Origin of the sequence: Roseiarcus fermentans (genome assembly GCF_003315135.1) — a bacterium.
Taxonomy (GTDB): Bacteria; Pseudomonadota; Alphaproteobacteria; order Rhizobiales; family Beijerinckiaceae; genus Roseiarcus; species Roseiarcus fermentans.
Genome location: NZ_QNRK01000050.1, coordinates 13,356 through 30,085 on the forward strand (window position 1 = coordinate 13,356; position 16,730 = coordinate 30,085).

Below are 16,730 nucleotides of genomic sequence, written 5' to 3' on the forward strand. Positions count from 1 at the left end.
GCTCGCGCCCGTCAACGTTCGTCGTTCACACGCCAGCTGAAAAGACGCCGCTCGACGATCAGCAGCACGAGATTCACGGCGTATCCGATCACCCCGATGGTGAGCGCTCCGACGAACATGTCGGAGACCCGGAAGTAGGCTCGCGCGTAATTGATCATGTAGCCGAGTCCGACGTCCGCCGCGATGAATTCTGAGGCGACGATCACGACGAACCCCGCGGAGAGGCCGAGCCGAACGCCGACGAACAGATCCGGAGAGATGGCCGGAAAGACGATCTCCCGGTAGAACCGCCAGCCCTTGATCCCGAGGGTTCTGGCTGCGCGGATCAGCACTACGTCGATGTTGGCCGCGCTCAGCGCCACCGTCGTCATGATGACGTAGAACGCCGCGAACGCGATGAAGATCAGCTTCGACAGTTCGCCGATGCCGAACCAGAGAATGAACATGGGCAGCACCGCGAGCGGCGGGATCGGCCTGATCAGCTCGATCAGCGGCTCGAAGACGACCTCGACGATCCTCGACCGGGCGATGCCGACGCCCAGCACGATCGCGGGAACGAACGCGATCGCCACGCCGAGGAACACGCGCATCATCGAGGCGACGATGTGTTTTTGCAGCGCCCCGGTTGACCAGAGCGCCATCGCCTTCCGCACGATGTCGAGCGGCGACGGGATCAGCAGCGGATTATAGAAGTGCAGCACCGAATTGATCAGGTCGATGGCCTGCCACGCCGCGACAAAGGCGATGAGGGTGAAGGCCTTGTAGACCCTCATGGCGCGAGGATTCTGGAGGCTGAAGTCCAGGACGCGCTGCCGCTCGGGGAACGCGAGGTCCGCGTTAAGTTCGCTCGACACGGCGGATCGCCCTTTCGATGCCGATCAGTTCCTCGGAGGCGCGCTCGCGGGGCCATCGGGTCTCGTTCCTGATGACCGCCTTCAATTCGCCCGGATGCGCCTTGAGCAGGATCACGACGCCCGCGAGATAGGCGGCCTCCTCGACGCTGTGCGTGACGAACATGATCGTCTTGCGCGAGGCGCTCCAGATTTCGACAAGCTGATCCTGCAGGGCCTCGCGCGTATAGGGGTCGAGCGCACCGAAGGGCTCGTCCATCAAGATGATCTCGGGATCGTTGGCGAGGGTTCGCGCGATCGCCGCGCGCTGCTTCATCCCGCCGGAGAGCTCCTTGGGAAGCTTGTCCTTGTGGGCGTACATGCCCGTCGTCACTCCAAGGAAGTGGTCGAACCTGACGTGATCGACCTTTCCGGCGCCCGATTTGGCGCCGAGGACGACGTTCTCCCGCACCGTCAGCCAGGGGAAGAGCGCGTATTCCTGAAAGACCACGCCGCGGTCCCATCCTGGGCCGGTGACGAGGCGCGAGCCCGCCGTGACCGTTCCGGCGCTCGGCCGGATCAGGCCAGCGGCGATGTTGAGGATGGTCGACTTGCCGCAACCCGACGGGCCGAGAAGGCAGACGAACTCCCCTGCGCCGACATCGAAGCTGATGGACTTGAGAACCTGAACGGGCGGCTGGTTCGGTCGGAAGAAGACCATGTCGACCTTGTCGAAGCGAAGCTTTGGCGTCTGTTCCAAGATCGGCTCTGGGTTGGACCCGAGGAGTTTAGCAAGAATTCCGCCGGGCGGCGCGGCCGCCGCCCGGACATGAGGTCGCCCGCCCGCGCGCTCAGAAGCCGTTCGCCGTCACCAGGTTCGGGGCCACCTCCTTGAGCAGGTGGAGATCGTAGACATCGCTCGGGACGTAGACCTTGCTGGTCCAACCGATGTCCGGACGGCCGCCGTAGGCCAGGAGCTTCGTCAGCTTGGCGACGGTCGGACCGTCGACCGCATTGGCGTAGATATTGAACTTGATGATCTTCTCGAGGTCGTCGGCGGGGATGTCGAGCGGACCGGTGAGAATGGCCGCGACCTCCTTGGGCGAATGGCCGTTGATGTAGTCGGTTGCCTTGATCAGCGCGCGCATCACGGCTTTGACGGTTTCGGGGTTCTTCGCCATGAAGGCGCCGTTCACGATCAGGCCGCCGTCCAGATACATGTAGTCGACCGTCTTCTCTTGGCCGTCGATAAAAGACTTGTTCCCGGTGAAGTAAATCCGGCCGCCGGCTTTGACCCCGGCGAGGGCGTAAGGGTTCCAGATCGCCATCGCATCGATGTCGCCGCGCAGCAGCGCCGGGATCTGATCCGGCGGCTGGAGGTTGACGAGCTTGATCTTGGAGCAGTCGACCCCCTTGTCCTCGCACATGCTCGTGATCGCCATGCCGACGCCGGCGCCGGCGGCCATGCCAATCTTCTTGCCTTCGAGATCCTTGGGCGATTTCACGACGGTGTTCGGGCCCAACACGACCATCTGGGCGCCGCCGATGTTGGACAGAGGCATCAGGTAGCGCATGTCGACGCCCTTGTCCCGCAGGACGCCGGCGATATAGGCCGACTCCCCGGTCAGCACGATCTGGCCGCTCGCAGCGAGGCTCGGCGTATCGGTGCCGCTGACGATCCACTTGATTGTGACATCCAGTCCCTCGTCTTTGAAGAAGCCCTTCTCCGAGGCCAAGGCGATCGCCGCCGACTCCTGCGCGTCGCGCACCGCCCAGAAGTCCAGTTTGGTGACCTCGGGAGCGGCTTCGGCGACCGTCGCTGTCGCCACGCCGAGGGGCGGCGCGAGGCTCGCGACGCCGACCACGGCCAGGAGCGCCGCGGCGCCCGCGCGTGTCAGGACCGTTGTGAAGGCCGACTTCAGAACATGTTCCATACCGCTTCCTTTTCCGGTTGATCGCACTCAGGCGGCAAGACGGCGCTCCCGTCTTTGATCCCGGCGCACCTTCGACGAAACGCCGGGCGCGCCCCGGCGCTCGCGCCGACGGCCCTCGCGAGCAGGCGGCGCGCCGCTTCAAAGCTGACGTCTCGTCACGAACCCCGGCAGGATGGATGCGGCGCTCCCCCCGCCACAACGCCAAAGAATCGGCAGGCTCGCGGCGCTGGCGGCGGCGTCCGGGCTTGGATCGCGGATGTCCGGCGCCGCCGTCGCTAATGTCGCATTTATGCCGCGCGAGCGACCGCCCTCGCGACGCACGGTTTTTTTGGCGCAAAACTTGCTGGGTTAATAAGCGTGTCGCGCCTTGAGGGGACTTGCGATGAAGCGCGCCAGGGAAGCGCCGACGCCCTTTGCGGTGAAAGCCTCGCTCGAAAAGTTCGGCGGCGACATCCGCGTCGCGCGGCTGAGGCGGGGGCTGACGGCGGAGCAGATGGCGCAGAGCCTCGGCGTGCATCGCTCCACCTATGGCCGCCTCGAAGCCGGAGACGCGGCGGTGGCGATCGGGCTCTACGCCAACGCGCTGCACGCCCTGGGTCTGGGCGCCCGGCTCGGTGACGTGGCCGATCCGCTGAGCGACGAAGAGGGACGCTTGCTCGACCTGATCCGGCTGCCGAAGCGGGCGCGGCCGCGCCGCGACAGCCCGATCGCCTTCCGCGTCCCGCAGATTGGCGCCCCGCCGCGCCTGGTCGAGCCGGTGCTGCGGATCGGCGTGCTCGGCGCGATGAGCCGAGCGCAGCCGGGCGATGCTGTTTCCCTATTCGTTCACCCGCGCGCTCTACCGGCCGCCGCACGAGAACGCCGTGCTCTGCCAGATCGCCAACTATCAGGCCGCGCCCGTGATCTTTCGGCGCCTGATGGAGAGCGAGGGTGTGGAGACCCTCAGCATCGTCGCGCCGGCGACGCCGGAAGGGCTGCGGCAGCGCGCCGAGATCACCCTGATCGCGCGCAGGTTCGGCTTGCGGATTCTGTCGGACTCGGGCGTCTACCGTCCGGGGGCCGACAACATCGAGGCTTCGCTACGCCCTGCTCTCGCCACGACGCCCGATCTCCTGGCGCTGCCGAACCTAGCCCCGAGCGATTCCATCCGGCTGATCGGGCGCGCGCGAGAGATGGGCTTCCTCGGTCCAATCACCACCGAGGCCGCCCAGGACGCCGAACTCCTGATCAACGCGATTGGGCCCCGGGCCGACGGGCTCGTCATGCTCGGCGGCGCTAGCCCGGTCGGCGCCCGCAACGCGCGGATGCTGGATTTCATGGCGCGCTACGTCCGGCGCGCCGGGCGCTGGAGCGACGAGGCCGGCACCAAGGTCCACACGCTGGAGCTGATCCTGGCGACGCTTCAGATGGCGGGCGCGGCCGCGGTCGGCGACGTCGATCGCTTCAAGGCCGTGATTCCGCATTTCTCGATCGAGAATCCGCTCTCCAACCGTGGCTCGCGGCTCACCTATTGCGGCGCGCGCGATCTGAGGCACAAGAGGCAGATCGGCATTCCACTGGTCGTGAACGCGATCCACCGCGGGCGGCTCGAAAACGTCCTGGAGCAGGAACCCGGGGAGTTCATGCAATAAGGCGTCTGCCGCCTGATCCGCTCCTCCGTCCTCGCGAGGAGCCCAAGGGCGGCGGGGCGACTGAGAAGCCGCCGCCGCAGACCTCGAAGCTGAACGCCGCGGACCCGGCGCTGACTGCCGGAGACCGAACGCCGCGAACGGCCGATTCGGCCGCTCAGTGCTCGCGCGACATGTCGGAGATCATCCGGTCGATCCCCGTCGATAGGCCGATTCGCGGCCGCCACCCGAGTACGGCGCTTGCCGCGGAAATATCCAGCGGGCCGCACAGGACATCGTCGGGGTCGGGTCCGCCCGCCATCTCGATCCGCGCCTCCGGCAGCCGCGCGCAGATGAGCCCGGCCACATCGTCCAGGGGAAAGCGGCGCCCGTCGGAGACATTGAACGCCGACTGCGTCCCTTTCGGCGTCGTCAGCGCCGCGACGATCGCCTCGGCGACGTCCTCGACATGCACGAATTGACGCGGAAATCCAACGCCGTACGGCAGCCGCGTCGGCTGGCGGCGGAGCGCGTCGGCGATCATCGTCCTGATCACGCAGGCGGTCCGGCGGCGGGGACCATAAACCCAGGAGGGGCGCAGAACGACGCTGTCGACCCCGTGGCGCGCGTAGGCCCGTGCGATCAGCTCCGAGCTGATCTTGGAGACGCCGTACGCGTCGGCGGCGGCGAGCGGCGTCCGCTCGTCGACCGGCGCCTCGCCCGTGTCGCCGTAGGCCGCGGCGCTCGAGATGAGGACGATCCGTCGAACCGAGGCGAGCCGCGCCGCCTCGTAGAGGTCGAGCGCGCCGCCGACGTTCGTGGAGAGAACCGCGTGCGGCCTGTCCTTTGCGAGCATGGGACCGGAGATTCCGGCCGCGTGCACAATCGCCTGGATCCGATGCGCCTCGAGATAGGCTTGGAGCGGTTCGATTCCCGCTATGGCGAGCGGGGAGGCGTCGAACTCGGCGTCGGCCGGGCGCTCGCTCAGGATGTCCGTCGGCGCCGCATCGAAGCCGGCCGCGCGCAACGCGAGCACCGTCTGGTGACCGATCAGGCCGTAAGCCCCAGTGACGAGCACACGAACGCCGCTCGGGCGGGAAGCGGCGACGTCGCGGATGGCGTCGGTCATAGGAACACGTCTCCACCGTTGGGCGACAGGGTTTGGCCGACGTAGAAGTCTCCGTCCGACGACGCCAGCAGGACCGCTGTCGGCGCGATGTCCTTCGGGGCGCCGAACCGGCCGATCGGCAGCTCGCCGAGCTTGCGCGCCTTCCAGGCGTCGCTCAGACCCTCGCTGAGCCGGGTCTCGGTCATGCCCGGCGCGATCGCGTTGACGAGCACTCCCTCTGCGGCGAGTTCGGCGGCGAGCGCCCGGGTGAAGCCGATCACGCCTGCCTTGGCCGCGCAGTAGTGCGTGAGGCCCGGGGCGCCTTTGTAGGCGAGCTGGGAGGCGATGTTGACGATCCGGCCCCAGCGCCGCGCCCGCATGCTGGGCGCGGCGAGCTGGGCGAAGTGGAAGAGCGCCCGCAGATTGACGGCGATCATGCGATCGAACGTCGCCAGATCGATCGCCGCGAACGGCCGCTCGCCCCCGATGCCCGCGTTGTTGACCAGGATGTCGATCGGCCCGAGCGCACGTTCGGCCTCGGCCCAGAATCGACCGACGGCGTCGTCGTCCGCCACGTCGCATCGAACCGCGAGCGCCCGGCGGCCGTAATCCCGGACGGCGGCGGCGACCGCCGCCGCGCCTGCCGGGTCGCCGTCGTGGCAGAAGGCGACATCGGCGCCCTCGGCTGCGAAGGCCGTCGCAATCGCCGCGCCGATGCCGCGACTCCCGCCAGTGACGAGCGCCTTCCTGTTCTCGAGCCGTGCCGCCATGGCGACCGTCCACCTCCCTCGTTCAGGGCGAGCATGCGGCTCGAAAGCCTCTCGGCAGTCGAGCAACTCACGGCGACGGCGCCCGGCGCGTTCGCGGTCCGGCAACGCCTCGCCATGCGCTCCGTGGGCCTTGACGGGAAGGACCCCCATCTGACGACGACGTCACGATGGATGCGGGGGACCCCGGCGACAACGTCAAAAAGTAATCACCCCGCCTGCGCCGCGCGACCGCCGTCGCGCGGAGATCGCGGATGTCCGGCGCCGCAGCCGCAAATGTCGCATAAATCCGTCATTACCGATCGACGGCTTTCGCCTCGACCGAGTGGGCGCTGCAAACGCGGGCCGACCCGGTCGAGACCGCGGGCGCACGCCGGCGGAGCGTGCATGTTCCGGCGGCGCCCCGATTCCGCGCGGAGGCCGGCGCCTTACCCTCCCGGCCTATTTTCCCGGCGGCGGAAACAGCCTAGAGTGGGTGTCGGCCCCTGGAGACCCTCATTGTCCGAAACGCCATTGCTCGACGACCCGCGCCCCGCCGCGCAGAGGGCTCGGGCCCCGCGCGCGTTCGTTAAGTCGTTCGGGTGCCAGATGAACGTCTACGACTCGCAGCGCATGGCCGACCTCGCGGCGGTCGAGGGCTATGGAGAGGCGGCGACCGCCGAGGACGCGGACCTGATCGTCCTCAACACCTGTCACATCCGGGAAAGGGCGTCGGAGAAGATCTATTCCGAGCTCGGCAAATTGCGGGAACTCAAGGACAAGCGGGGAAAAGTCGGCCGCCGGACGACGATCGTCGTCGCCGGCTGCGTCGCTCAGGCGGAGGGCGCCGAGATCCTGCGCCGCCAGCCCGCGGTCGACATTGTCGTCGGTCCCCAGAGCTACCATCGCCTCCCGCAGCTGTTGCGCGCGGCGGAGGCGCGAAGCGGCGTCGTCGACACCGATTTTCCCGCCGAGGACAAGTTCGCACATCTGCCGCCGAGCGCCCCGGCAGCTGTCGCCCGGCGCGGCGTCGCCGCGTTCGTGACCGTTCAGGAGGGCTGCGACAAGTTCTGTTCGTTCTGCGTCGTACCCTATACCCGGGGCGCCGAAGCTTCGCGGCCCGTCGAATCGATCGTGGCCGAGATCGGGCGACTGACGAAGGCCGGCGTGCGGGAGGTCGTGCTGATCGGTCAGAACGTCAACGCCTACCATGGGCTGGACGCGGCCGAAGAGCGGGTCGGGCTCGCCGCCCTGATCGCCCGCGCGGCGGCCGTTCCCGGCGTCCGCCGGGTCCGCTATGCGACATCGCACCCCAACGACATGACGGACGACCTGATCGCGGCCCATGCGAGCGTCGAAGCGCTCGCGCCCTATCTCCATCTTCCGGTCCAGTCGGGCTCGGACCGCATTCTCCTGTCGATGAACCGCCGTCACCTGGCGTCCGACTATCTGGCCATCGTCGACCGGGTGCGCCAGGCGCGGCCGGACATCGCGCTCTCGTCGGACTTCATCGTCGGCTATCCGGGCGAAAGCGACGCGGACTTCGCGGCGACGCTCGCGCTTGTCCGCGCTGTCGGCTTCGCCTCCTCGTACGCGTTCAAGTTTTCTGCGCGCCCGGGAACGCCAGCCGCGGAGATGGCGGGACAGGTCGACGACACCGTCAAGGCCGAGCGCCTGGCCGAATTGCAGGCGCTGCTCGAGCACCAGAAGCAGACCTTCAACCGGGCCTGCGTCGGGCGCCGCCTCGAGGTGCTGTTCGAAAAGCCGGGCCGTCACGATGGCCAGGCGATCGGGCGCTCGCCGTACCAGCAGGCCGTGTTCGCGGAGGCCCCGCTTTCGCTAACCGGCGCCGTGGCGCAAGTCGAGATCGTCGACGTCCGCCCCAATTCGCTTCACGGGCGCGTTGTCTCGCCAGCGTCGCAAGAGCAGGATTTGATCTCACGTGCAGGATGATTCGGATCGAGAACACAGGGAGAGCGTCGATTTGAAGCCACAGGATCCGTCGCCGTCGCGCATCGCCGCCGCTCCGCTCACGCCGAATCCGACGCTTCGCGAGTCCAAGCCTGCGGAAATCTCGATCGCCTTTCCCGACAACGCCGCGGCTTTGGTCGTCTTCGGCCACTACGACCAGAACATCGCGCGCATCGAGCGCTCCCTCGGAGTCTCGGCCTACGCCAACGGAAATCAAGTCGTCATCAAGGGGCCGAAGAACGCGAGCGAGCAGGCGCGCCGCGTCCTCGAGATGCTGTACGAGCGTGTCAAGATGGGACAGCCGGCGGACGACGGCGATGTCGACGGCGCGATCGCGGAAAGCGCTTACCAGGGCCTGCTGTTCCCCGGTGACGAAGCCCAGCGTGACGGGTTCGGCGTGGTCAAGACCCGCAAGCGGGGCGTCGTGCGCGCCCGCAATGCGGCGCAGGACCGCTATCTTGCCGCGCTGCGCAAGTTCGAGCTGGTGTTTGCGGAAGGGCCGGCGGGAACCGGCAAGACATGGCTCGCCGTTGGGCACGCGGTGTCGCTGCTCGAGCAGGGCCTCGTTGAACGCCTGGTTCTGTCTCGTCCGGCCGTCGAGGCTGGCGAGCGCCTCGGCTTCCTGCCGGGCGACATGAAGGACAAGGTGGATCCGTATTTGAGGCCCATTTACGACGCCCTTTATGATTTCATGGACGGGCGGATGGTCGAGCGCGGAATCCAGACCGGCATGATCGAGATCGCCCCGCTGGCCTTCATGCGCGGTCGGACGCTGTCGAAGGCGGCGGTGCTGCTCGACGAGGCGCAGAACGCCACGGCGATGCAGATGAAGATGTTCCTGACCCGCCTCGGCGAAGGATCGCGGATGATGGTCAACGGCGATCCGACTCAGACTGACCTCGCGCCCGGACAGAAATCGGGACTGGGTGAGGCGGTCCGGCTGCTTTCCTCCAATCCGCGCATCGGCCATGTCCGATTTGCGCACGCGGACGTCGTCCGGCACGATCTCGTTCGCCAGATCGTCGAAGCTTACGAGCGCGCCGGACACGAAGGGCGAACCCCCGCCGCGACATGAAGCTCAAGCTCGACATCAGCGCGCCCTCGTCCCTGTGGCGCAACCTGCCGCGCGCCCGCGCCATGGCGCGGGAGACGGTCGCGGTCTGCGCGGCGGAGAGCGGGCTCGCGGCGCGAGACGGCGCCGAAGTGAGCCTTCTCCTGGCCGGAGACGCCGAAATCAAAGCGCTGAACGCGCGCTGGCGCGGACAGGACAAGCCGACCAACGTGCTTTCCTTCCCCGCGGCGCCGACAGACCGCCTGTCCGAAAGCCCGTCGCTCGGCGACATCGCGCTGGCCTTCGAGACGCTGGCGCGGGAGGCCGAAGCAGCCGGCGTTCCCCTGCCGGACCACTACCGCCACCTCGTGACGCATGGATTTTTGCATCTGATCGGCTACGATCACGAAACGGACGAAGAGGCCGAGCGCATGGAAGCGCTCGAGACGAGGATATTGGCTCGCCTCGGGGTCGCCGACCCGTACGCGGACGGAGCCGCAACGGAATGAGCGAAACAATCCACGACGAGCAGGGAGAGACGACTTCGCGGTCGTCCTCCTCGCGGGAGCAACATCAGGGGCTGTTCGAACGGCTGAGGGGCCTGTTCGGCCTAGCCCCGGGCTCCGTTCGCGACGACATCGAGGACGCGATCGACGAAAGCGCCGCGGCGGAGTTCACCCCGCAGGAGCGCGCGATCCTGAAGAACGTGCTCGCCCTTCACGACGTCAGGGTGGCGGATGTCATGGTGCCTCGCGCCGACGTGGTGGCGCTTTCGCTGGACACCACGCTCAGGGATGCGCTTAACCTGTTCCGGACCGCGGGCCACTCGCGACTGCCGGTCTACGGGGAAACGCTCGACGATCCGCGCGGGATGATCCACATCCGCGACTTCCTTGTGTTCCTCGCGTCCGATCCGCGCTTCGGACTGGCCGCCGGCGCAGGCTCGGATACGCGGGGGCCGGAAACGGCCGCCGGGCTCGACACGCCCGTGTCGGAAGCTCGCATCGTTCGGCCCGTGCTTTACGCGCCCCCGTCCATGCCGGCGCTCGATCTCCTGCTCCGCATGCAGATGTCGCGGACCCATATGGCGCTCGTGATCGACGAATACGGTGGGACTGACGGTCTCGTCTCGATCGAGGACGTGGTCGAATCCATCGTCGGCGACATCGAGGACGAGCACGATGAAACCGAAACGCCTGTGCACCCGGCGGGCGGCGGAGCGTTCGTCATCGAGGCGCGGGCGCCGCTCGACGAGGTGTCGGAAGCGGTCGGATTCGATTTCGCGTCGCTGGCCGACGCGGAGGAGGTCGACACGATCGGCGGGCTCGTGACGTCATCCGCCGGCCGCGTCCCGATCCGGGGCGAAATTCTCAAAGGGCCGGGGGCCTTCGAGTTCGAGATTCTCGACGCCGACCCGCGTCGGATCAAGCGTCTGAAACTGTGGCCCGTCGCCGCCCGGGCGTCGGTCGCGAGCGCCGACGCCCCGCCTGATCCTTCGCCATAGCCGTCCATGAGCAGCCGAGACAGTGAGAAAGGGCCGAAGGCCAGCGACGCCGAGCGGTCTACGGTGGCGACCCAGGCCGTCAGCGGGGCCACGTCCCGCGGCGGACTCCGGCCGCCCGCTCCGTTTGTCGGCGAGTTTGCCGCGGCCCGAGCGTTCGTGGTCCTCTCGCTTGGGTGGCGAAGACGCGGGATCGCGTTTCTGTCCGGCGCGATCGGCGCATTGGCGCTGCCGCCCTTCGGCCTGATCCTGGCGATGGCCGTCCCGATGACCGTTGCCGTCTGGCTGATCGACGGGTCCCAGGCCGTCGGAATGGGGCGTCTGGCGCGGCTTAAATCGGCGTTCGGCGCGGGCTGGTGGCTCGGTTTCGGCTACTTTCTGCTCGGACTGTGGTGGGTCGGCGCGGCTTGTCTCGTCGACGGGGACCGCTTCCTGTGGGCGCTGCCGCTCGGCGTGCTGGCTCTGCCGGCGGGGCTCGCGTTGTTTCCGGCCCTCGGATTCGTCATCGCTTGCCTGTTGTGGTCGTCCGGACCGCGGCGAGTCTTTGCGCTGGCGTTTGGCCTGGGCGCGAGCGAGTGGGCCAGAGGCCTCTTGTTCACGGGTTTCCCGTGGAACGACATCGGCATGGCGCTCGGCGCCAACCTCATGCTGGCGCAGACCGCGTCGTCGATCGGGTTGCACGGCCTCACCTTTGTCGCGATCGCCCTCTTCGCGACGCCGGCGACGCTCTGGCACCCGGGTCAGGGGCTGTCGCCGAACCCGACCATTGCGGCTCTCCTCGTGCTGACGGCGATGGCCGGGATGGGCTCTCTGCGCCTGTCCGCGCCGTCGAGCGACCCTGTGCCGGGCGTCAGGCTGCGCCTGATCCAGCCGAACATTTCGCAAGGGGCGTCATTCGCGCCGGAAAACAAGGACGCGATCGTCCGCCGATACCTGGAACTGTCAGACCGCGATGGAGGCCTCGACCGGCAAGGCGACCGCTTTACGCATCTCATCTGGCCCGAATCCGCGTTTCCCTTCATCCTGTCGCGCGATCCGCGGGCTTTGGGCGACATCGCCTCGCTGCTCGGCCGCGGCGCTGTCCTGATTACCGGCGCGGCGACGGCGGACATGACGCCGGAGCGAGAGGCGATCTACCACAATTCCATCGAGATGGTGGGTCGCGACGGGCTCTTGCCCGAGCGCTACGACAAGCATCACCTGGTCCCGTTCGGCGAATACCTTCCGTTTCAGTCATTTCTGAAAGCAATCGGGGCGACCCAGTTCGTTCAGGCGCCCGGCGGCTTTGCGGCAGGGGCTGGCCAGCGCGCGCTGGCGGCGCCCGGTCTGCCCCCGGCGACGCCGCTGATCTGCTACGAGGCCATTTTCCCGGTCGAGGTCGGAGACGCAATCTCGGGCGCAAAGCGTGCGGGCTGGCTGTTGAATGTCACGGACGACGCCTGGTTCGGAACGACGCCTGGCCCCTATCAGCACTACGCCCAGGCGCGACTGAGGGCGATCGAACTCGGTCTGCCGCTGGTGCGCGTCGCCAATTCCGGGATATCGGCGGTCGTCGACGGAATGGGGCGCGAGATCGCCGCCGCGCCCCTGGGCGTCGAGACCGTTCTTGACGCTCACCTTCCCGAGGCTTTGGCTCCGACCTGGCAGTCCCGATTCGGCTCCGCGACGGCGGCGACGATCGGCGTGGTCTTCCTGTTTCTCGCCGCCGTTCGATGGAAGCCGTTAGGGTGAACCGCGGATTGTATCCTGGCCGCTTGCGCGCAGGGCGTGCATACGGTAGTTCCCTAACGTAAGATCCACGCCGCCGATTCTGCGGCTGGACGACGACATTAGGGCCGACGTCGTGAAAAGTCCCTTGAACAGCGTCGACGTCTATGTGGGCGCGCGTCTGCGGATGCGTAGGGCCATGCTCAACATGAGCCAGAGCAAGCTCGGTTCCCTGCTCGGTGTGACGTTTCAGCAGGTCCAGAAATACGAGAAGGGCGTCAATCGCATCAGCGCCAGCCGCCTCAAGCAGGCGGCGAGCGTCTTCGATGTCGACGTGGACTGGTTTTACGAAGGCGGCCCCGCCGAGGACGCCGCCAAGGGATTTGCGGAGGGGCCGTCGCGCCTGCTCGACGTGCAATTTCTGTCCACCACCGACGGCCTCAAACTCAACCGCGCGTTCGCGCGGATCCGTGACCCGAAGGTTCGCCGGCGAATCATCGATCTGGTCGAGTCGCTCGCGCCGCCGGATGAGGCCGCTCAGGAGGCCGCCGATTTCGTTCGATAAAAAGAACGTTTCGAGGCAAACTGGCTTGACGTACCGAACAGTCGCTGCCACAAGCTCCGTCGGCTTGACCGTCGGCGCACGTCGATGGCGTTCAACGACGGCTTGAAGGAGATCGTCAATATGGCCCGTCTGAATTACGAGTTCACGAGTGAGTCCGTGTCCGAGGGGCATCCCGACAAGGTGTGCGACCGGATCTCGGACGAGGTCGTGGATCTCTTTTTCCGGGAAGGCGCCAAGGCGGGAATTGATCCCTATCAGATCCGTGTCGCGTGCGAGACCCTCGCGACGACCAACCGCGTCATCATCGCGGGCGAAGTCCGCGGGCCGAAGATCTCGAACGAGCAGATCATCGACACGGCTCGGCAGGCGATCAAGGACATCGGTTACGAGCAGGAGGGCTTCCACTGGCGCGACGCCCAGGTCGAAGTGCTGCTGCACTCGCAGTCCGCGGACATCGCGCAGGGCGTCGACGCGTCCGGCAACAAGGACGAGGGCGCGGGCGACCAGGGCATCATGTTCGGCTATGCCTGCCGCGAGACGCCTGAGCTGATGCCGGCGCCGCTCTACTACGCGCACAAGATTCTCCAGGAGATCTCGCTGGCGCGTCACGCCGGCGTCGAAAAGACGCTGGGCCCGGACGCAAAGAGCCAGGTGACCGTCCGCTACCAGAACGGCAAGCCGGTCGAAGCGACCCAGATTGTCGTTTCTCACCAGCACGTCGTCGAATCGCTGACCTCGGAGGACGTAGCCAGACTCGTGCGCCCCTATGTCGAGGCGGCGCTGCCCAAGGGCTGGATCACCGCGAACACCGTGTGGCACATCAATCCGACCGGCAAGTTCTACATCGGTGGCCCCGACGGCGACTGCGGCCTCACCGGGCGCAAGATCATCGTCGACACCTACGGCGGCGCGGCGCCGCATGGCGGCGGCGCGTTTTCCGGGAAGGATCCGACCAAGGTCGACCGCTCGGCCGCTTACGCCGCGCGCTACCTGGCCAAGAACGTGATCGCCGCCGACCTGGCCGACCGCTGCACCCTGCAACTGTCGTATGCGATCGGCGTGGCGCGGCCGCTGTCGATTTACGCCGACCTCCACGGCACGGGACGGATCGACGAGGGAAAGCTCGAGAAGGCGTTGGCGGAGATCGTCAATCTCAGCCCGCGAGGGATCCGCGAACACCTGAAGCTCAACAAGCCCATCTACGCCCGCACCTCGTCCTACGGCCATTTCGGCCGGGCTCCGGACGAGGACGGCGGCTTCTCGTGGGAGAAGACGGACCTCGTCGACACCCTGCGTCGACTCGCCTGAGGCGGGGACCCGCTCCGACGCATGGCGGCGCGCAGCGAAGACGGCTCCGGCCCGCGACGCCGCCCGCTCTACGGGCGCAGTCGTGGAAAGACCCTGCGTGCGGGTCAAAAGCGGCTCGTCACCGAAATCCTGCCGACACTGCAGATTGAGACGACGGCGCTCTCTGGGGCGCCGCTTTTTGCCGCAGAGCCGCAAGCCTACTGGCTCGAGATCGGTTTCGGCGCCGGCGAGCACCTGATCGAGCAGGCCAAGGCGAACCCAGAAGTCGGCCTGATCGGCTGCGAACCGTTCCTCAACGGGGTCGCCGCGGCGCTCTCGGGCATCGAGCGGGAGGGGTTGACGAACGTCCGGTTGCGTCGGGGAGACGCGCAGGCGCTGGTCGAAGCCGCGCCGGACGCCTTCTTTTCCCGGGTTTTTGTGCTCTACCCCGATCCATGGCCGAAACGGCGGCACAACAAGCGGCGAATCGTCACGGAAGCTATGGTCGCGGCGCTGGCGCGGATCGTCAAACCGGGCGGAGAGGTCCGTTTCGCGACCGATGTCGACGACTATGCCGGTTGGACGCTCCGACGCTTCCTCGCGTCGCCCTGCTTTCGCTGGGCCGCATCGGGCGCGGTCGATTGGCGCACCCCCTACCCGGAATGGCGTTCCACGCGCTATGAAGTCAAAGCTCACAAGGCGGGGCGGGATTCCGTTTACTTCACTTTCGTTCGAATATGAGCGAATCGGCGGACGCGCGATTCTGCGCGGAGGCTGAATCCGCTCGAGACGGCGCGTCGAAGGAATAGCCATGTCGGATAGCGTTGATCGTCGTACGGTTCTCAAGGGCGTCGCCGCGTCCGCGGCGGCGATCGGCCCGATCGCGCAGGCGCTGGGCGCCGAACCGGACGGCCTGCAGTTCGAGGCGCCGGTTCCGTTCTCCTACGATCTCTTCAAGGACCAGGCGCGCGAGCGCGCGCACAAGCCGTATGAACCGCCGCCGCGACCGTCGCCTGAAACCCTCCAGAAGATCAATTACGAGGAGTGGGGGAAGATCAAATATCGCGACGCCTTCGCGTTGTTCGCCAACGGCCCGGGTCCCTTCCCCATCACCTTCTTTCATTTGGGACTGTTCTTCGAGAAGGCGGTCGGCATGCACGTGGTCGAGAACGGCCAGTCGCGCGAGATCATTTATGAGCAGGCCTATTTCGACATGCCCGCCGATTCGCCGGCTCGAGACCTGCCGGCCGGGGCTGGCTTCGCCGGTTTGCGGATTCAGGAGCCGCGCACTGGATCCCTCGACTGGCGTCACAACGACTGGGTCGCCTTCCTCGGCGCCGCCTATTTCCGCTCCATCGGCGAACTGCGCCAGTACGGTCTTTCGGCGCGCGGGGTCGCGCTCGACGTCGCGGTGGCCGACAGGTCCGAGGAGTTCCCTGATTTCACCCAGTTTTACATCGAATCGGCCGCCGCCGAGGACACGCTGACGCTCTACGCCCTGATGGAGGGGCCTTCGATCGTCGGCGCCTACCGCTTCAAAATGACGCGGGGCAAGGGCGTCGTCATGGACATCCAGGCCTCCCTGTTCATCCGGGCGCAATCGTCCCGCTTCGGCATCGCGCCCTGCACCTCGATGTACTGGTACTCCGAGACCAAGAAGGACACCGCGATCGACTGGCGCCCCGAAGTGCACGATTCCGACGGCCTCGAGATGTGGGCCGGCAACGGCGAGCGGCTGTGGCGCGCCCTCAACAACCCGCCACGCATCATGGTGTCCTCTTTCCTCGACGAGAATCCGCGCGGTTTCGGCCTGATGCAGCGCGACCGAGTGTTCGATCACTACGAGGATGGCGTCTACTACGACCGGCGCCCGAGCCTGTGGGTCGAGCCGCTTCCCGGACCGGACGGGCGCGGCTGGGGCAAAGGGTCGATACAGCTGTGCGAAATTCCGACCGACGACGAGATTCACGACAACGTCGTCGCCATGTGGGTGCCGGCCCAGCCGGTTCCGGCGGGAGCGGAACTGCACCTCGCCTACAAGCTCCACTGGCTCGCCGATTCGCCTGTTCCCTCGGGTCTTGGCCGGGTGGCGGCGACCCGGCTCGGGCGCGGCGGCCAGCCGGGCCTGCCACGACCGAAGGGCGTGCGCAAGTTCATGGTCGAATTCCTGGGCGGTCCGCTGGAGACGCTGCCTTATGGCGTCAAGCCGGAATTGGCGGTTTCGGCTTCACGTGGGATATTCGGCCCCTATCAGCTGATCGAGGCGGTGCCGGACGGCGTTCCGGGCCACTGGCGCGCCCAGTTCGATTTGGTCGTCGACGGCGCAGACCCAGTCGAGATGCGCGCCTTCCTCAAGTCGGGGGACAAGCCGCTGACCGAAACCTGGCTTTTCCAGTACCACCCGTTCTAAACGCCTGCCCTCT

The 16,730-nt window shown here is 67.1% G+C and carries 15 protein-coding genes and 1 pseudogene; 11 read left to right on the forward strand and 5 right to left on the reverse strand.

Translation table 11 applies throughout. The annotated features are described in order from the left end of the window. Nucleotides 1-11: 11 nt before the first annotated feature. The 3 genes from DFR50_RS28650 to DFR50_RS28660 all read right to left on the reverse strand — a co-directional run bounded on the left by DFR50_RS28650 (nucleotide 12) and on the right by DFR50_RS28660 (nucleotide 2,764). A complete protein-coding gene (locus tag DFR50_RS28650) occupies nucleotides 12-854 on the reverse strand; it encodes an ABC transporter permease (protein ID WP_113893292.1) in 843 nt (280 codons plus the stop codon). Then, nucleotides 838-1,590 (reverse strand): ABC transporter ATP-binding protein, encoded by a 753-nt coding sequence (locus DFR50_RS28655; RefSeq protein ID WP_113893294.1) that lies wholly within the window; start codon nucleotides 1,588-1,590, stop codon nucleotides 838-840. The genes DFR50_RS28650 and DFR50_RS28655 overlap by 17 nt, the downstream gene beginning before the upstream one ends. A 91-nt stretch (nucleotides 1,591-1,681) precedes the next feature. Continuing rightward, nucleotides 1,682-2,764, reverse strand: a complete 1,083-nt coding sequence (locus DFR50_RS28660; protein WP_113893296.1) for an ABC transporter substrate-binding protein — start codon at nucleotides 2,762-2,764, stop codon at nucleotides 1,682-1,684. Nucleotides 2,765-3,146: 382 nt separating this feature from the next. Here DFR50_RS28660 and DFR50_RS33695 point away from each other — a divergent pair. Both DFR50_RS33695 and DFR50_RS28670 read left to right on the forward strand, forming a co-directional pair. Continuing rightward, nucleotides 3,147-3,356, forward strand: a pseudogene (locus DFR50_RS33695) (helix-turn-helix transcriptional regulator); the annotation flags it as partial. Nucleotides 3,357-3,570: 214 nt separating this feature from the next. Beyond that, on the forward strand, nucleotides 3,571-4,395 hold the full coding sequence (locus DFR50_RS28670) for an ABC transporter substrate-binding protein (protein WP_113893298.1): 825 nt from the start codon (nucleotides 3,571-3,573) through the stop codon (nucleotides 4,393-4,395). 154 nt (nucleotides 4,396-4,549) lie between these two features. On the opposite strand, the gene DFR50_RS28675 is transcribed toward DFR50_RS28670, so the two are convergent. Beyond that, nucleotides 4,550-5,500: an NAD-dependent epimerase/dehydratase family protein gene (locus tag DFR50_RS28675; protein ID WP_113893300.1), complete on the reverse strand. Its 951-nt coding sequence runs from the start codon at nucleotides 5,498-5,500 to the stop codon at nucleotides 4,550-4,552. Further along, entirely contained in the window at nucleotides 5,497-6,249 is a 753-nt protein-coding gene (locus DFR50_RS28680) for an SDR family NAD(P)-dependent oxidoreductase (protein WP_113893302.1), read from the reverse strand. The genes DFR50_RS28675 and DFR50_RS28680 overlap by 4 nt, the downstream gene beginning before the upstream one ends. 510 nt (nucleotides 6,250-6,759) lie before the next feature. On the opposite strand from DFR50_RS28680, the gene miaB reads away from it, so the two are divergent. The 9 genes from miaB to DFR50_RS28725 all read left to right on the forward strand — a co-directional run bounded on the left by miaB (nucleotide 6,760) and on the right by DFR50_RS28725 (nucleotide 16,717). Beyond that, nucleotides 6,760-8,178, forward strand: coding sequence for a tRNA (N6-isopentenyl adenosine(37)-C2)-methylthiotransferase MiaB (gene miaB / locus DFR50_RS28685; RefSeq protein WP_281017854.1), 1,419 nt, complete (start codon nucleotides 6,760-6,762; stop codon nucleotides 8,176-8,178). Between the two features lie 31 nt (nucleotides 8,179-8,209). Then, on the forward strand, nucleotides 8,210-9,271 hold the full coding sequence (locus DFR50_RS28690; protein ID WP_113893308.1) for a PhoH family protein: 1,062 nt from the start codon (nucleotides 8,210-8,212) through the stop codon (nucleotides 9,269-9,271). Continuing rightward, a complete protein-coding gene (gene ybeY, locus DFR50_RS28695) occupies nucleotides 9,268-9,756 on the forward strand; it encodes an rRNA maturation RNase YbeY (protein ID WP_113893310.1) in 489 nt (162 codons plus the stop codon). Before DFR50_RS28690 ends, ybeY begins: the two co-directional genes overlap by 4 nt. After that, on the forward strand, nucleotides 9,753-10,751 hold the full coding sequence (locus DFR50_RS28700) for a hemolysin family protein (RefSeq protein ID WP_113893312.1): 999 nt from the start codon (nucleotides 9,753-9,755) through the stop codon (nucleotides 10,749-10,751). The genes ybeY and DFR50_RS28700 overlap by 4 nt, the downstream gene beginning before the upstream one ends. Before the next feature lie 156 nt (nucleotides 10,752-10,907). Beyond that, nucleotides 10,908-12,479, forward strand: coding sequence for an apolipoprotein N-acyltransferase (lnt, locus tag DFR50_RS28705; RefSeq protein WP_170153431.1), 1,572 nt, complete (start codon nucleotides 10,908-10,910; stop codon nucleotides 12,477-12,479). A 124-nt stretch (nucleotides 12,480-12,603) separates the two neighbouring features. Then, nucleotides 12,604-13,020, forward strand: coding sequence for a helix-turn-helix domain-containing protein (locus DFR50_RS28710; protein WP_281017839.1), 417 nt, complete (start codon nucleotides 12,604-12,606; stop codon nucleotides 13,018-13,020). Between the two features lie 120 nt (nucleotides 13,021-13,140). Continuing rightward, nucleotides 13,141-14,328 (forward strand): methionine adenosyltransferase, encoded by a 1,188-nt coding sequence (metK, locus tag DFR50_RS28715; protein WP_113893360.1) that lies wholly within the window; start codon nucleotides 13,141-13,143, stop codon nucleotides 14,326-14,328. Between the two features lie 21 nt (nucleotides 14,329-14,349). Next, nucleotides 14,350-15,048, forward strand: coding sequence for a tRNA (guanosine(46)-N7)-methyltransferase TrmB (trmB, locus tag DFR50_RS28720; protein ID WP_113893316.1), 699 nt, complete (start codon nucleotides 14,350-14,352; stop codon nucleotides 15,046-15,048). 70 nt (nucleotides 15,049-15,118) lie between these two features. Then, a complete protein-coding gene (locus tag DFR50_RS28725) occupies nucleotides 15,119-16,717 on the forward strand; it encodes an OpgD/OpgG family glucan biosynthesis protein (protein ID WP_113893318.1) in 1,599 nt (532 codons plus the stop codon). Nucleotides 16,718-16,730: the final 13 nt, after the last annotated feature.

Bases quoted from the DNA above. Each gene is read 5' to 3' on its own strand.
- DFR50_RS28660 (WP_113893296.1), bottom strand. From the start codon at position 2,764: ATGGAACATGTTCTGAAGTCGGCCTTCACAACGGTCCTGACACGCGCG.
- DFR50_RS28670 (WP_113893298.1), top strand. From the start codon at position 3,571: ATGCTGTTTCCCTATTCGTTCACCCGCGCGCTCTACCGGCCGCCGCAC.
- DFR50_RS28675 (WP_113893300.1), bottom strand. From the start codon at position 5,500: ATGACCGACGCCATCCGCGACGTCGCCGCTTCCCGCCCGAGCGGCGTT.
- DFR50_RS28680 (WP_113893302.1), bottom strand. From the start codon at position 6,249: ATGGCGGCACGGCTCGAGAACAGGAAGGCGCTCGTCACTGGCGGGAGT.
- ybeY (WP_113893310.1), top strand. From the start codon at position 9,268: ATGAAGCTCAAGCTCGACATCAGCGCGCCCTCGTCCCTGTGGCGCAAC.
- DFR50_RS28700 (WP_113893312.1), top strand. From the start codon at position 9,753: ATGAGCGAAACAATCCACGACGAGCAGGGAGAGACGACTTCGCGGTCG.
- metK (WP_113893360.1), top strand. From the start codon at position 13,141: ATGGCCCGTCTGAATTACGAGTTCACGAGTGAGTCCGTGTCCGAGGGG.
- trmB (WP_113893316.1), top strand. From the start codon at position 14,350: ATGGCGGCGCGCAGCGAAGACGGCTCCGGCCCGCGACGCCGCCCGCTC.
- DFR50_RS28725 (WP_113893318.1), top strand. From the start codon at position 15,119: ATGTCGGATAGCGTTGATCGTCGTACGGTTCTCAAGGGCGTCGCCGCG.